16 protein-coding genes are annotated in these 13,879 nt (G+C 68.8%); 8 read left to right on the top strand and 8 right to left on the bottom strand.

All coding sequences use genetic code 11. The features are described from left to right. Nucleotides 1-55: 55 nt before the first annotated feature. A complete protein-coding gene (locus tag MCHUDSM44219_RS05950; protein WP_048417314.1) occupies nucleotides 56-1,858 on the top strand; it encodes an acetyl-CoA carboxylase biotin carboxylase subunit in 1,803 nt (600 codons plus the stop codon). A 77-nt stretch (nucleotides 1,859-1,935) separates the two neighbouring features. Further along, nucleotides 1,936-2,250, top strand: coding sequence for a hypothetical protein (locus tag MCHUDSM44219_RS05955; RefSeq protein WP_048417315.1), 315 nt, complete (start codon nucleotides 1,936-1,938; stop codon nucleotides 2,248-2,250). On the opposite strand, the gene MCHUDSM44219_RS05960 is transcribed toward MCHUDSM44219_RS05955, so the two are convergent. Beyond that, the gene (locus MCHUDSM44219_RS05960; protein ID WP_048417316.1) at nucleotides 2,247-2,495 is read right to left on the bottom strand and encodes a hypothetical protein; all 249 of its coding nucleotides are present in this window, start codon (nucleotides 2,493-2,495) and stop codon (nucleotides 2,247-2,249) included. The two genes, MCHUDSM44219_RS05955 and MCHUDSM44219_RS05960, sit on opposite strands and share 4 nt — an antisense overlap. A gap of 112 nt (nucleotides 2,496-2,607) precedes the next feature. Then, nucleotides 2,608-3,156: a nucleotidyltransferase family protein gene (locus MCHUDSM44219_RS05965; protein ID WP_048417330.1), complete on the bottom strand. Its 549-nt coding sequence runs from the start codon at nucleotides 3,154-3,156 to the stop codon at nucleotides 2,608-2,610. 245 nt (nucleotides 3,157-3,401) lie between these two features. Between MCHUDSM44219_RS05965 and MCHUDSM44219_RS05970 the strand changes: the two genes are divergently transcribed. Next, complete coding sequence (locus tag MCHUDSM44219_RS05970) at nucleotides 3,402-3,851, top strand: STAS domain-containing protein (protein ID WP_048417317.1); 450 nt, start codon at nucleotides 3,402-3,404, stop codon at nucleotides 3,849-3,851. Here MCHUDSM44219_RS05970 and MCHUDSM44219_RS05975 read toward each other — a convergent pair. Together MCHUDSM44219_RS05975 and MCHUDSM44219_RS05980 are read right to left on the bottom strand one after the other, a co-directional pair. Beyond that, nucleotides 3,822-4,547, bottom strand: a complete 726-nt coding sequence (locus MCHUDSM44219_RS05975; RefSeq protein WP_413783584.1) for an RNA polymerase sigma factor SigF — start codon at nucleotides 4,545-4,547, stop codon at nucleotides 3,822-3,824. The genes MCHUDSM44219_RS05970 and MCHUDSM44219_RS05975 overlap by 30 nt on opposite strands. 62 nt (nucleotides 4,548-4,609) lie before the next feature. Further along, the gene (locus MCHUDSM44219_RS05980) at nucleotides 4,610-5,041 is read right to left on the bottom strand and encodes an ATP-binding protein (RefSeq protein WP_048417319.1); all 432 of its coding nucleotides are present in this window, start codon (nucleotides 5,039-5,041) and stop codon (nucleotides 4,610-4,612) included. A 313-nt stretch (nucleotides 5,042-5,354) separates the two neighbouring features. Here MCHUDSM44219_RS05980 and mbp1 point away from each other — a divergent pair, with 313 nt between their 5' ends. Next, nucleotides 5,355-5,591 carry a microaggregate-binding protein 1 gene (gene mbp1, locus MCHUDSM44219_RS05985; RefSeq protein ID WP_048417320.1) on the top strand — a complete coding sequence of 79 codons (237 nt, stop codon included), beginning with the start codon at nucleotides 5,355-5,357 and terminating at the stop codon, nucleotides 5,589-5,591. Between the two features lie 120 nt (nucleotides 5,592-5,711). On the opposite strand, the gene MCHUDSM44219_RS05990 is transcribed toward mbp1, so the two are convergent. From MCHUDSM44219_RS05990 to MCHUDSM44219_RS06005, 4 genes are all read right to left on the bottom strand, one after another. Then, nucleotides 5,712-6,527, bottom strand: coding sequence for a type IV toxin-antitoxin system AbiEi family antitoxin (locus tag MCHUDSM44219_RS05990; protein WP_048417321.1), 816 nt, complete (start codon nucleotides 6,525-6,527; stop codon nucleotides 5,712-5,714). Nucleotides 6,528-6,750: 223 nt separating this feature from the next. Further along, nucleotides 6,751-7,104, bottom strand: a complete 354-nt coding sequence (locus MCHUDSM44219_RS05995; RefSeq protein WP_048417331.1) for a helix-turn-helix transcriptional regulator — start codon at nucleotides 7,102-7,104, stop codon at nucleotides 6,751-6,753. 40 nt (nucleotides 7,105-7,144) lie between these two features. Further along, on the bottom strand, nucleotides 7,145-8,086 hold the full coding sequence (locus MCHUDSM44219_RS06000; protein WP_082162072.1) for a TerC family protein: 942 nt from the start codon (nucleotides 8,084-8,086) through the stop codon (nucleotides 7,145-7,147). 15 nt (nucleotides 8,087-8,101) lie between these two features. Further along, nucleotides 8,102-8,887, bottom strand: a complete 786-nt coding sequence (locus tag MCHUDSM44219_RS06005; protein ID WP_131722292.1) for a DUF6671 family protein — start codon at nucleotides 8,885-8,887, stop codon at nucleotides 8,102-8,104. Nucleotides 8,888-8,962: 75 nt separating this feature from the next. Between MCHUDSM44219_RS06005 and MCHUDSM44219_RS06010 the strand changes: the two genes are divergently transcribed. The 4 genes from MCHUDSM44219_RS06010 to MCHUDSM44219_RS06025 are packed head-to-tail and all read left to right on the top strand — an operon-like array spanning nucleotide 8,963 to nucleotide 13,861. After that, the gene (locus tag MCHUDSM44219_RS06010) at nucleotides 8,963-10,387 is read left to right on the top strand and encodes a proton-conducting transporter transmembrane domain-containing protein (protein WP_053081198.1); all 1,425 of its coding nucleotides are present in this window, start codon (nucleotides 8,963-8,965) and stop codon (nucleotides 10,385-10,387) included. After that, on the top strand, nucleotides 10,384-12,930 hold the full coding sequence (locus tag MCHUDSM44219_RS06015; RefSeq protein ID WP_048417324.1) for a DUF2309 domain-containing protein: 2,547 nt from the start codon (nucleotides 10,384-10,386) through the stop codon (nucleotides 12,928-12,930). Before MCHUDSM44219_RS06010 ends, MCHUDSM44219_RS06015 begins: the two co-directional genes overlap by 4 nt. Beyond that, nucleotides 12,927-13,247 carry a P-II family nitrogen regulator gene (locus MCHUDSM44219_RS06020; RefSeq protein WP_048417325.1) on the top strand — a complete coding sequence of 107 codons (321 nt, stop codon included), beginning with the start codon at nucleotides 12,927-12,929 and terminating at the stop codon, nucleotides 13,245-13,247. Before MCHUDSM44219_RS06015 ends, MCHUDSM44219_RS06020 begins: the two co-directional genes overlap by 4 nt. 26 nt (nucleotides 13,248-13,273) lie before the next feature. Beyond that, the gene (locus tag MCHUDSM44219_RS06025; RefSeq protein ID WP_157868752.1) at nucleotides 13,274-13,861 is read left to right on the top strand and encodes a carbonic anhydrase; all 588 of its coding nucleotides are present in this window, start codon (nucleotides 13,274-13,276) and stop codon (nucleotides 13,859-13,861) included. Nucleotides 13,862-13,879 lie beyond the last annotated feature (18 nt).

The raw sequence follows: 13,879 nt of genomic DNA on the forward strand, positions 1-13,879 counted from the left end.
CCCCGGGATACATTCTTTAAGACGCTCTTAGAAATGACAGCCATCAGGAGGCGCAGTGGCCACTCACGCCAGCTCAAAGATCTCCAAGGTCCTCGTTGCCAACCGCGGAGAAATCGCCGTCCGGGTGATCCGAGCAGCCAAGGACGCCGGACTCGAGAGTGTGGCGGTGTACGCCGAGCCCGACGCCGACGCGCCGCATGTGCGCCTCGCCGATGAAGCGTTCGCGCTCGGCGGCCAGACCTCGGCGGAGTCCTACCTCGTGTTCGAGAAGCTGCTCGACGCCGCCGCCAAGTCCGGCGCCAACGCCGTGCACCCCGGCTACGGCTTCCTCTCCGAGAACGCCGACTTCGCCCAGGCCGTCCTCGACGCCGGGCTGATCTGGATCGGGCCCAGCCCGCAGTCCATCCGCGACCTCGGTGACAAGGTCACCGCCCGCCACATCGCCGCGCGCGCCCAGGCGCCGCTGGTGCCCGGCACCCCCGACCCCGTCAAGGACGCCAACGAGGTCGTCGAGTTCGCCAAGGAGTACGGCGTGCCCGTCGCGATCAAGGCGGCGTTCGGCGGCGGCGGCCGCGGGATGAAGGTGGCCCGCACGCTCGAGGAGATCCCCGAGCTGTTCGAGTCGGCCACCCGCGAGGCCATCGCGGCGTTCGGCCGCGGCGAGTGCTTCGTCGAGCGCTACCTCGACAAGCCGCGCCACGTCGAGGCGCAGGTCATCGCCGACATGCACGGCAACGTCGTCGTCGCAGGCACCCGCGACTGCTCGCTGCAGCGCCGCTTCCAGAAGCTCGTGGAAGAAGCGCCGGCACCTTTCCTCACCGACGCGCAGCGCAAGGAGATCCACGAGTCGGCCAAGCGCATCTGCAAGGAGGCCGGCTACTACGGCGCCGGCACCGTGGAATACCTGGTCGGCCAGGACGGCCTGATCAGCTTCCTCGAGGTCAACACCCGCCTGCAGGTGGAGCACCCCGTCACCGAGGAGACCTCCGGCCTGGACCTGGTGCGTCAGCAGTTCAAGATCGCCAACGGCGAGAGTCTCGACATCACCGAGGACCCGACGCCCCGCGGACACTCTTTCGAGTTCCGTATCAACGGCGAGGACGCCGGCCGCGGCTTCCTCCCCGCCCCGGGCCCCGTCACCCGCTACGACATCCCCACCGGCCCGGGCGTGCGCCTGGACTCCGGCGTGGAGGCCGGCTCGGTGATCGGCGGACAGTTCGACTCGATGCTGTCCAAGCTGATCGTCACCGGCGCCACCCGCGACGAGGCGCTGGAGCGCTCGCGCCGCGCCCTCGCCGAGTTCCATGTCGAGGGCCTGGCCACCGTCATCCCGTTCCACCGCGCCGTGGTCTCCGATCCCGCGTTCATCGGTGACGGCACCAAGTTCGACGTGCACACCCGCTGGATCGAGACGGAGTGGAACAACACCGTCGAGCCGTTCACCGGTGGCGACCCGATCTCCGAAGAGGACACGCTGCCGCGCCAGACCGTGGTGGTCGAGGTCGGCGGCCGTCGCCTCGAGGTGTCGCTGCCCGGCGATCTGGCGCTCGGCAACGGCAGCGGCGGCGCTCCGCACGGCGCGATCCGCAAGAAGCCCAAGCCGCGCAAGCGTGGCGGCGGCGGCGGTGCGGCCGCGTCGGGTGACTCGGTGACCGCGCCCATGCAGGGCACCGTCGTGAAGGTCGCCGTCGAGGAAGGCCAGACCGTGGCCGCGGGCGACCTGGTCGCCGTGCTCGAGGCGATGAAGATGGAGAACCCGGTGACCGCGCACAAGGACGGTGTCGTCACCGGCCTGTCCGTGGAGCCCGGTGCGGCCATCACCCAGGGCACCGTGCTCTGCGAGCTCAAGAGCGAATGACCTGACGCCGAACGTACGGTTTCTGATGGGATTTCGCCGAATTCCGTCAGAAACCGTGCACTCGGCGCGGTGAAGCCGTGGATCCTGTCGAGATCAACGCCGGCGCGTGGTACCTGCGCGCGCTGCGTGCCGACGACCGCGTCGACGACCGGCCCGCGCTGGCCGACCTCGGCGAGCACCGGCCCGACCACGTGAGTCAGGCGGCGGCGCACTGGGATTCGGAGACGCTGTTCACGTGGGCGGTGTGTGAGCCGACGACGGGCGAGCTGCTCGCTGAGGTGACTCTCGATCCGTCGACCCGCGACATCGCGGTGCGCGCCCGCCCCGGCCACGAGCAGGCCGCGCAGACCGGAGCCGAGGCGGTGGGACGCTTCGCCGACGCGATGCTCTAGTGGCTTTGCTGGATGGACCAGCTCGGCGAGGAGAAGCTCTGCTGCGGCCAGTAGTAGCCGTAGCCGTAACCGACGCGCGGCCAGCCGACCCACGGCTGGGCAACGGTGTCCGGCGTGGCGACCATGCTGCCGTCGTCGTTGACGGTCATCGCGGCGCTGGCAGTGCCGGCCAAGCCGAGCGCGGCGCCGCCGATGATGCCGGCGGACAGCAGGGGCAGGGCGACGATGCGGGTGATGCGGTTCATGATGTGCCTCCTTGTTGAGTGATGACTCAACTTTCGCTGGTCGGAGGCTTGTCGTCTGTCGGGCGATCGGGCGGTGTGCCGGCGGAAAGTGGTGTCCCCCGATCGGTGGACATCACCGGTGATCGATGTCGGAGCCGGAGCTCAGATCCGCGCAGTCGACGATCGCGACGTCGTCGCGAGCGCGCAGGAACGGTCCGGCCCCTTCGTCGCCGGCGAGCACGTCGAGCAGCGCGGGCCAATGCCGGCGGGCGATCACCACGGGATGTCCCGGCCGCCCGGCGTAACTGGCGCGCGCCAGTCCGGTGCTCTCGGCTGCGGCGAGCACCCGGCGCACGGCCGTGGCGGTGATGTCCGGGGTGTCGACCGTGGTCAGTACCGCGAACCCGACGTCCTCCCCCAGCGCGCGCACCCCGGCGCGCACCGATGCGCTCAGCCCGTCCGCCCAGTCCTCGGCCACCACCGCGCGAGCCGGCGCGGGTACGTCGACGCCCTGCACCGCCGCCCCGAGCACCACCACGACGTCATCGCAACCGCCGTCGCTCAACGCCGCAACCGCGGACGCCAACCAGACGCCATTCTCGGCAAGCACCTTCGGCATGCCGTAACGCGTTCCGGCTCCCGCGGCCAGCACCACGCCTGCCGCTGAAACATGTTGTGTCACAGCGCCATTCACCACCTCTCGATTCTCGAATGGCAAAATTGACAAAGCGATCCTGAGGAAATGTGAACAACCGCGGAAAGTCATTGTCCAAGATCAAGCCGTGAGCGTATGGTTCATCTCACGGGTTGAACGAACAGCCTTTCGAAGGAAACGTCATCGACACGCGGGCGAGTTGTCCCCGCGCAGGCTTTAAGAACTCTAGGGCCCCCCTTGGCGCGACCACAGACCGAATCACATTTCGACTGATGGAGCCAACAGTGCCTGACGCCCCCGGCGTATCGCCACCGGACCTGACACCCGACAACCAAGTGTGCTACTCCGCGCAGTTCCAGACGCGCTGGCCGCAGCCTGCCACCGCAGTGGTTTCCGCCCACGGCGAGCTCGACGCCGCCAACGGCAACAAGTTCGTCGAGTACGCGCTGCGCCACCCGAAGCAGACCCAGTGGCTGGTCATCGACCTGACCGGGTTGACCTTCTTCGCCACCGCCGGCTTCTCGGCGCTGCACACCCTCAACGTGCAGTGCGCCGGCGAGGACATCCGGTGGGCACTCGTGCCCAGCCTGGCTGTCGACCGGCTACTGCGCCTCTGCGATCCCGATTCCACGCTGCCGATCTGCGTCGACATCGCCAACGCACTCACCACGGTGCACAGCGAACCGCCGCGACTACTGAAGCTGATCCCGCAGACGCGTTAGCGACTTCGCCAGCAGCCGAGAGACGTGCATCTGCGAGATGCCGACCCTCTCGGCTATCTGCGTCTGCGTCATCGACTCGAAGAACCGCAGTACCAGCACGGTGCGTTCCCGCTCGGGCAGAGCCTCCAGCAGCGGGCGCAGCGCCTCGCGGTTCTCGATCTGATCGAGGCTCATGTCTATGTCACCGAGCGTGTCCGCGATCGCGGGCGCGTCCTCATTGCCGCCGCTGCCACCGCTGTCGATCGACAAAGTGTTGTAGGAGCTGCCTGCGACCAGGCCTTCGATGACCTCGTCGCGGTCCATCTCCAGTTCGGCGGCGAGCTCGGTGGCCGTCGGCGCCCGGCCCAGCCGCTGGGACAGGTCGGCGGTGGCGGCACCGAGACGCAGGTGTAGTTCCTTGAGCCGGCGGGGCACCTTCACCGACCAGCTGTTGTCACGGAAGTGGCGACGGACCTCGCCCATGATCGTCGGCACCGCGAAGGAGACGAAGTCGGAGCCGGCGTTGACGTCGAAGCGGATGACGGCGTTCACCAGACCGACGCGCGCGACCTGCACCAGGTCGTCGCGAGGTTCGCCGCGACCGTCGAAGCGACGGGCGATGTGGTCGGCCAGCGGCAGGCAGCGTTCGACGATGCGGTCGCGCTGGCGCTGGAACGTCGCCGACCCGTCTTCGAGTTTCTCCAACTCTCGGAACATGTCGGCCACGTCCGCATATTCAGAGCTCGGTCGTGATGAAGAACCCTGCGAGGACGACCGGGTCACTGCAACGAACTCGCTCGCCTTGTCGTCATCGAGATGCCGAATATCTGACCTTCGGGCGACTGGCCGTCGGAGAAGGTGGTGACCTCGTCGGTCAGGGAGCTCAGCACGTGCCAGCTGAAGCTGCCCGGGGCGAGAATGTCGGGGCTGTCGCACGTGGTCGACGCATGCACGACCAAGGCGTCCGGCTGCGGATCGACGACGAGCAGCAGCGTCGAGTCGGGCACGGCGGACCGGATGAGCCGGGTGCACGCCTCGTCGACGGCGAGTCGCAGATCAGCGACGGCGTCGAAGTCGAGGTCCTCGAACGTGCCGATGGCGGCCACCAGGGTGCGCAGCACGGCGAGGTTCTCCAGGGTGGCGTCCACCCGGAGCTCGACCGATTGAGGGCTCTGACGCTTCCCGTTGATGTGGCTCGCACCCTCCGCCATATGACCTCCCGAAAACTTCCCCGAGAGACTACCCCAGGGCGCGTTGCCGCTACTCATGGGCGCTCTGGCCCGGCATGAATGGCGGCAGAGTGTCATCCTCGCGCCGTTGATGAAGTGAATCTGTCATGGTCCGGGTGCAGTACCCCGGGCCCCAAACACGCAAACTCGCTGATGAATTGCCTTGCGATGTCGAGCTTTCTGTGCCGCTTCCGGTGACGTGCGTCACCCGTTTAGTCGCTGCGGGGCCCGGGAAGCCTGTCGGCAGCCGGTCGCCGGAGCCGGCGCTACATCCATCCCACAGCGGAAGGTAACCATGACTGACAAGAACAGCGGTCCCGCCGAAGGCATCAAGGGCGTCGTCGAGGACGTGAAGGGCAAGGCCAAGGAGACCGTCGGCACGGTCGCCGGCCGTGACGACCTGGTCGAGGAAGGCAAGGCCCAGCAGGACAAGGCTGAGGCCGAGCGTGACGTCGCAAAGAAGGAAGCCGAGGCCGAGTCGGCTCGCGCCGGGGCCAAGGCCGCGGAGAAGCGCCAAGAAGCCGCCCAGTAAGACCGCAGCTCTCATGGGCCCAGCCGGATCGCCGGTTGGGCCCATTGCTGTTGCGGGTCAGGACAACGCGATCCCGCCGCGGCGGGGCCGATAGCCGCGTTTCTCGAAGGCGTTGCGGGTCTAGGCCAGCACTTGGCCTCGGTTGACCTGCTGGAAGACGAGAATGTAGATCCATCCCGCCCGGGTGACGTATCGGTTCTTTCGCGCCAAGTCGAGACGCAGCTTCACTCCGCCCGGGTGCCTGATGAAGATGTCGGTGTGGTCCTCTTCCACGACATCCAGCGCAACCTTCGGGCCGCGACAGCCGAGGTCCACGGAGAGATCGATGCCCAACCGGATCTGGGTGTCCGGCACTTCGCGCCATTCTTTTCGCAACAGCAGACGCACGTTCGTCGCGTCGGGGCTGTCGGCGCCGCCGTCCATCAGGCCGATGGTTTCCAGCGCGTAGCGCCACCATCTGGCGGCAGGGTATCGGCCGGCCAGGGTGAGCACGGTGCCGATCCCGACGCCGGTGGCCCGAGCCAGGGCGTCGAGGCAGATCACCGCCCTGCCGCGGGATAGATGGCGTGCGAGATCGAAGGCGGTGCGTGCCGGTGTGGTGACGAGCATCCCGTCGATGGAGGTGATCTCGTCGGCGGCGATGGTCTCGTTGCGGACGATGATGCTGCGGGGTGGACGTGGGCAGCGCCGGATCATCTCGATGTGCGCGCGGTCGTCGATCCACTGGGCGCCTTGGAGGGCGGCGGCGGCACGGCCGGCGATCACTCCCGCGCCGCGGGCCCAGAGGGAGGCTCCGATGGTGCGGTCACGGAGGGACGGTTGCACGGCGGCCGGGAGGTAGATGTCGGGGAAGATGCGTCGGAAGTTGTAGCGGAGGGCGCCGCGGGTGAGACGGCCGGCGTCGATGGCCTCGCTGCCGCGGAAGACCTCGTCCATACGGTGATCGTGGGTTCTGCTACCGACACTTCTGGCCCGCGCGGACCGGGCCTGTGGATAGGCCCCCGCCCCTATGCACGAGATTGCCTTCATGGTCGCGCACAACCGTCACGGCAATGTCGGCATGAGGGTCGCGAACAGGTGGGGCGAACCCGAACGCTGCCCGGCCACTTCGGCGCACAACCCTCAGGGCAACCTCGACGCTAGGGCCGAGGACAGGCGGTCAGCTCAAGGCGGCGATGAGTTCCCCGACGCTGTGCGCCGACTCGAGCGGGTGCCGCAGCCGCCCCGCCGGGTTGACGGTGTAGTTGTTCCGCCGGCCGACTTTGGACTTCTTCAGATAACCGTCGGCGATCAGATCAGCGAGGATCGCCTGCACCGATCGCTCGGTGATCCCGATCAGCACGCTCAGTTCGCGGGCCGTCAGCGACTCCCCCTGCGCCAGGCACAGCAGCACATGCGCGTGGTTGGTCAGGAACGTCCACGTGCGCGTGGGCGAACCGGCCGCCTTCAGGGCCGCGCGGGCGGGCGCCTTCTTCGGCGCCGCCTTTGCGGCGCTCTTCCGTGTCGCGGCCATCCGGGCCAGCATAAGTGATTCGCGTAGTGCATTTCCGCAATCAGCGTGCGTCGTGTACCTCGCGCGTCGCCACCAGGCTCCACACGATCGACACGGTGAGGGTTACGACGATGACGCTCATCGTCAACGGGATCGGCAGCTTGCCCACCGGCGTCTCCGACAGGATCAGCTTCACCCCGGCGAAAGCGAGCAGCACCGCCAACCCGTAGTGCAGGTGACGGAACCGCCGCAGCAGCCCCGACAGGCAGAAGTACAGACTGCGCAACCCCAGCACCGCGAACGCATTCGCGGTCCACACGATGAACGTGCTCGTGGTGATCGCGAGCACCGCCGCCACCGAGTCGATCGCGAAGATGAGATCCGTGGCCTCTACGGCGACCAGCACCACGAACAGCAGCGTCGCGACGCGCTTTCCGCCGATCCGGATGAACAACCGATCCCCGTGATACTGCGCGTCGATCGGCACCACCCGCCGGATCAGTCGCACGAGCAGGTTCTTGTCCGGCTGCATCTCCTTGTCGTGCTGGAACGCCATCTTGTAGGCCGTGTAGATCAGGAACACCCCGAACACGTACGCGGTCCAGAAGAACGTCCTCAACAGCTCCGCCCCGACGAAGATGAACACCAGCCTGAACAACAACGCACCGACCACTCCCCAGAACAGCACCTTGTGCTGATAACGGTCCGGGACGGCGAAATACGTGAAGATCAAAGCGAACACGAACACGTTGTCCACCGACAACGCCTTCTCGATCAGATAGCCGGCGTAATAGGTGCTCGCGACCTCGCCGCCGTATATCCACCACAGCAGCGCGCCGAAGCCCAGTCCCGCACCCACCCACACCGCCGACCACACCGCCGCTTCCCGGAAGCCGATCACGTGATTGTCCCGGTGCAGGAACAGATCCAGAGCCAGCATCGCAGCGATGGCGACGGTCAACGCCACCCACCCCCACACAGGAACCGTCACAGCAGACGTCATCAACACTCCTTGTCCTCATGGATTGCAGTACTCGCACCGGCCGGGATCCGCTCCGGCCGAGGCGTTTCGAACAGTGCTCCGGTAGGCACACACACAGCACGCGTGCTCGTCGTACAGCGGCAGACTCGTCGGCGATCCGCACGCCGAGCACGGCAGACCCGCGGTGCTACCCACTCGCCCGAAGCCCGGCGAGCCGCAGTCGGGGCAGGGCGTCGCCAGCCGATGCGCCAACCGGTATCCCAAGCGAGCCAACACCCGTTGCCGCCGCGGATTGTGGTGCGCCCGCATGTCGGGCTCCACCACCGCCAACCCGTCCCCGGCGTGCCGGACCGCGCACGCAATCGCCGCGCACAGGCGCGCAATGTCGTTGACACCCTTGACAATGCCGTCGCGCGAATCCGAGGGCCTGACTATCACCGCCTGCGCCGACAGTGCATCCGTCACCGACCCGGGTAACTCCTCGACTGATCGAACGCGGTGGCTGACCGCGTACTCCGCTAGTTCCCAATGTGTTTCGTACACCTCGATGCCACGTAAATCGTCGAGGAACAGCAGGATCTCCTCGTGCCCGGCCGGGCCGTAACTGGCCTCGCTCGCCATGCCGTGACGCAGGCCGGTGACGCACATTCCCAGCCGGGCCTTGCGACGCGCCGTCTCCAGCGCCGATGCCGTCCGCGGAACCTCTCCGGAGAACGTGCCGAACAGATCGGTGTCGAGATCGTCGGGAACCACCAACCGCGCACCGAGAACGTCGGCGAATGCCGGGGCGAGCTGCCGCTGCTTGAGATGGCGTGTGCCCACCGCCACTGCGACAACGAGATACGGTTTTATTACGAAACTTGACACGCGATCCACAATACACGTAATTTACTTCGCATGTTGGAAGCGATCGCGACACCCGCTCTGCTGACACTGGTCATCGCGCCTCTGGTGGTGGCGGTGGTGGCCGCGAGCATCGGGCGCCGCGCACCGGTCTTCGTCGCGAGGCTTGGCACGGCGATCGCGGCCGCCGGCCTGCTGATCGCCATCGCCGACCTGCCCTCGGCCACCGATCACCTCGCCGCGGCCCTCCTGCTGCTGATCTTCGGTGTCAGCGCGATCGCTCAGGGTTTCGCGGTGCGTTACCTCGCCGGTGACTCGCGAGCGGCCTGGTTCACCTGCGGCGCATCACTTCTCACCAGCGCATCCACGGTGATGGCCTCCGCGACGACGATGATCGGGCTGGCGGTCGGCTGGACCGCGGTCGGTCTGGCGCTGTGTCTGCTGCTCGGCACCTACCGCGAGCTGCCCGCCGCACGCGACGGTGTCCGCCGCACCGCAGTGGCCTTCGGCATCGGCGACGGCGCGCTGTGGGCAGCCGTCGGCCTGCACCACCTCGACGCTGACGCGCTCGCGCCGATCATCGCGGTGCTCATCGTGGTCGCCGCACTCTCACGCTCGGCGCAGATCCCCTTTCACCGCTGGCTGCCCGCCACGCTCGCCGCGCCCACGCCGGTGTCGGCCCTCCTGCACGCCGGGGTGGTCAACGGCGGCGGCGTGCTGCTGGTCAAGCTCAGCGCCCTCTCGACGCCGCCGGCCGCCGGCATCGTCATCGCCGCCGGTACCGCCTCGATGGCCTACGGCGCGGTGCTCATGCTGGTCAAGCCCGACATCAAAGGCGCGCTGGCCTACTCGACGATGGCCCAGATGGGCTTCATGATGCTCACCTGCGGGCTGGGGTTGTGGGCCGCCGCGGTGATCCATCTGATCGGCCACGGCTTCTACAAGGCGACGCTGTTCCTCTCCTCGGGCACGGCGGTCGCCCGGCACCAGCGTCACCGCAGCCTCGCCCCACCCCCGGGTCTGACACGCCCGCGCCGATGGACCATCGCGACCACGGCCGCGGTGCTGCCGCTGAGCGCCCTCGCCGCCGGCGCGGCCGTGGTGCCGACCTGGGCCGAAGGTCACGCCGCCGAACTCGCCCTGCTGGTCTTCGCCTGGGTGACCGGGGCCGCCGCGACCTGGGGCTGGCTGCGCCGGCAACCCACGCTCGCCGGTGCCGTCGGCGCCGCGGCGGTCCTGCTGCCCGCAGCGGTCGCCTATGTGGCGGTGATCAGCGCGGTCAGCCGCTACCTCGCACCGGCCCTGCCCGCCTCCACCGTGTCCCCGGCCACGATCTGGGCGGTGATCGCCGGCGCCCTCGCGGTACTCGGAGCCCTGGCAGCGCTGCGGGCATCGCCGGCAGCCCGCGGCCTGCAGCGCACGGTCTACACCCACGCGATCAGCGCCGGGACCCTTCACCCGACAGGAGCACACCGATGACACCGACGGACATCGCCTCCCAGCGCGCCCGGCTGCGCAGCGACATCCGGCTCGCCGCCCGCGCGCTGCCCACCCACTACCCGCTCGGCACCTTCATCGCGGTCAACCCGCTGGCCGGTCTGCAGACCATGCCCTTCGAACAGGCCGTGCGGCGCGCGAGCGACGTGTACGGGATGCGCGGCACCCTGCCCGAAACGGTCTTCCGGGCGCTGCACCGGCAGGGCCGCATCACCGACGCCGACCTGGACGCGGTCCTGATACGGCGCCACCCGAACCTGGCCGACGAGCCGGAGCTGCACCTGGCCGGCCGCACCGTGACGGCCATCGAACTGCTGCGCGCCGACCTGCTGCACGGCCAGACCGGCCCGGAACCGCTGCGGCGCTTCACCACTCACGCCGAACAAGTCTCAGTGCGGCTCGCCGCCGACATCGACGCGCACGCCGCCACCTGGTGCGCAGCATTCCTGGGCGGCGGCAGCTGGCCGATGCCCGGCCGCGCCGACGGGTTCTACCCCGCCTGGCGCGAGCTGGCCCGCAGCGACCGCACCCTGCCACGAGCGGTCCGTAAGCGGCTGCGGGCCAACGCCGAACGCGCCGACGACGCCGTGCTGCAGGCGCTCGACGCGCTCGGCATCGGCGACGACGACCGCGTCACCTACCTGCAGGCCCACCTGACCCGGCTGCCCGGCTGGGCCGCCCACATCCACTGGGGCACCGACCGCGGAGCGGGCATCGACCTGCTGCAGTACCTGGCGATGCGGCTGAGCTACGAGGCCGCCTTCGTGCCGGAGCCGCCCGACGCCCCGGTCGCCGAGCCACCTCGGCCCGCGACCCCCACCGCGAGGGAGCGCGCAGCCCACCTGCTGAGGGTCTGGGACACCGACATCGTCGCGGAGGACGAACTCGCCACGGCGGCACGCATTCTCGCAGCACTGCCGCTCGCCGCGCGGGAAATGGTTTGGCAGCAGGCCTTCGAGAGCCACTACCAGGACCATCTGCTCACGGCACTGGCGACCACACCGGCGAAGGCGGCCGCGCCGGTCCACACGCAGCTGGTCACCTGCATCGACACCCGCTCGGAGGGGCTGCGCCGGCATCTGGAGAGCTGCGGCGGCTACCAGACCTTCGGCTTCGCCGGGTTCTTCGCGGTCGCGATCCGCTTCACCGGTCTGCTCGGCGGAGATCCTGCCGACCTGTGCCCGGTGCTGATCTCCCCCAACCACGACGTCACCGAGGAACCGGCCGACAGCCGCGGCGCCAACAGGCAGATCAGCGGCGCCACCGGGCTGGCCGCGGCCGAGACCGCGTTCCACACCGCCAAACAATCACTCACAGGTCCCTTCACGCTCGCCGAGGCCGCCGGTTGGCTCGCTGCACCGCTCGCGGCAGCCAAGACCGCGGCTCCCGCCACCGTCGGCACGCTTCGTCACCGTCTGCGCGAGCTCATCGCGCCGCCGGCGGCGACCGTGCTGGCGGTGGCCGGGATGCCGCGCAACGAGCGGGTGTTGTTCGCCCAGGCCCTCTTCCAGTCGATCGGCCTGGTCCGCGACTTCGGCCGCCTGCTGGTGCTCTGCGGGCACCACAGCACTACCGAGAACAACCCGTACCAGGCCTCGCTGGACTGCGGGGCCTGCGGCGGACAGAGCGGCGCCCCGAATGCCCGCACCGCGGCGCTGATCCTCAACGACCCCGAGGTGCGTGAGGAACTCCGCGGGTCCGGGATCGACATCCCCGCCGACACCCTCGTCGTCGCCGCGGTGCACGACACCACCACAGACAGGGTCACGGTGCTCGACGACCACCTGATCCCGGCCAGTCACCGCGCCGACATCGACCGGCTCACCGCCGATCTCGCGCAGGCGGGTGACGCGCTGGCGGCCGAACGGTGCGCCGACCTGCCCGGCGCACCCCGTCGGCGCTCACCGGCGAAGGCGGCGCGCCACGTCGCGGCACGCTCGCTGGACTGGGCGCAGGTGTACCCCGAGTGGGGGTTGGCCGGCAATGCCGCCTTCATCATCGCCCCGCGCGACATCACCGCCGGGATCGATCTCCAGCGGCGGGCATTCCTGCACTCCTACGACGCCGACGTCGACGCCGACGGCACCGCGCTGGAGACCATCATGACCGCGCCGCTTGTGGTCGCCCAGTGGATCAACTGCCAGTACTACTTCTCCACGGTGGCCCCGGACGCCTTCGGCGCCGGCACCAAGACGATCCACAACGTGGTCGGCGACGCGGGCGTCCTCGCCGGGCATGTGGGCGATCTGCGCCTCGGCCTGCCGAAGCAGTCGATCAGGTTCGGCGACAGGCTGATTCACGAGCCGCAGCGACTGCTGGCGATCATCCAGGCCCCGCTGTCGCGCGTCGACACGGTGATCGAGCGCAACACCCTGCTGCAACAACTGTTCGACAACGACTGGGTGGCCGTCGCCGCGCGCGAGGACACCCACGACAGCTGGCGCCGCTGGACCCGCAGCGGATGGCGCATCTGGCACGAAACCGACCGTCCCACAACCACTCACACCAAGGAGATGATCCGATGACACCCTCGCTCACCCGGATGACGAAGGTCGAGGTCGTCGTCTCCGGACAGGACGCGGCGGCGGTGCGCGAACTGATCGCCGGCGTCGGCGCCACCGGCTACACCAGTGTGTCCGGGGTATCCGGCCTGGGCCACCACGGCTACCACCAGGGCCGGCTGCTGTTCAACCAGCAGGCCACGCTGGAACTGATCATCACCGTAGTGCCCGACGACAAGGTCGAGGCGCTGCTGGCCGGACTGCGCCGGTTCCTCGACGCCTCCCCCGGTGTGCTGTTCGTGACCGAGACCTACGTCAGCCGCCCCGAGTACTTCAGCTGAAAACCCTTCGAAAGGAAATGAGTGACATGACCACTGACATGCCTGACGCGACGACGACCTGGCAGCGACTGCGGGCCGGCATCTCTCACCCCACCGACAAACCCGTCGCCGCGGTGTTCCGCTGCGCCGACGCCGGCATCAGCAGCGAGACGGTGTTCAACCAGCCCGCCGGCGCGCTGCTCGACGTCAGCACCTGGGGCCACGCGGTGGACACCAGCGTGCTGGCCAGCATCGAGTACGCGGTGGAGACCCTCGAGGTCCCGCTGGTGGTGGTGCTCGGCCATGACGACTGCCCCGCCATGCGGGCCGCACTGCGCGCCTGGGAGCAGGCGCAACTGCCCGACGGCGCGATGCGTGCCGCGGTCGAGCACGCGCTGCTGTCGGTGGTGCGTCGCGGCGCTGCGGGCGACTCGGTGGAGTCGGTCACCTCCGCGCACATCGTCGAGACCGGACTGGGGTTGATGCAGCGCTCGCCGGCACTGGCCCGAAGGGTCGACCGCCGGGAGTGCGGGATCGTCTGCGCGACCATCTCTGCGGCAGACCGGGAGATCAGCGTGCACGCCACCCTCGGTGCGGTCGGCGAGACGAACGGTGTTCTGGTGGAGTGTGTCTGATCGACCCAGGCGGGTTCA

The sequence above is a fragment of the Mycolicibacterium chubuense genome, assembly GCF_001044255.1.
Taxonomy (GTDB): Bacteria; Actinomycetota; Actinomycetes; order Mycobacteriales; family Mycobacteriaceae; genus Mycobacterium; species Mycobacterium chubuense.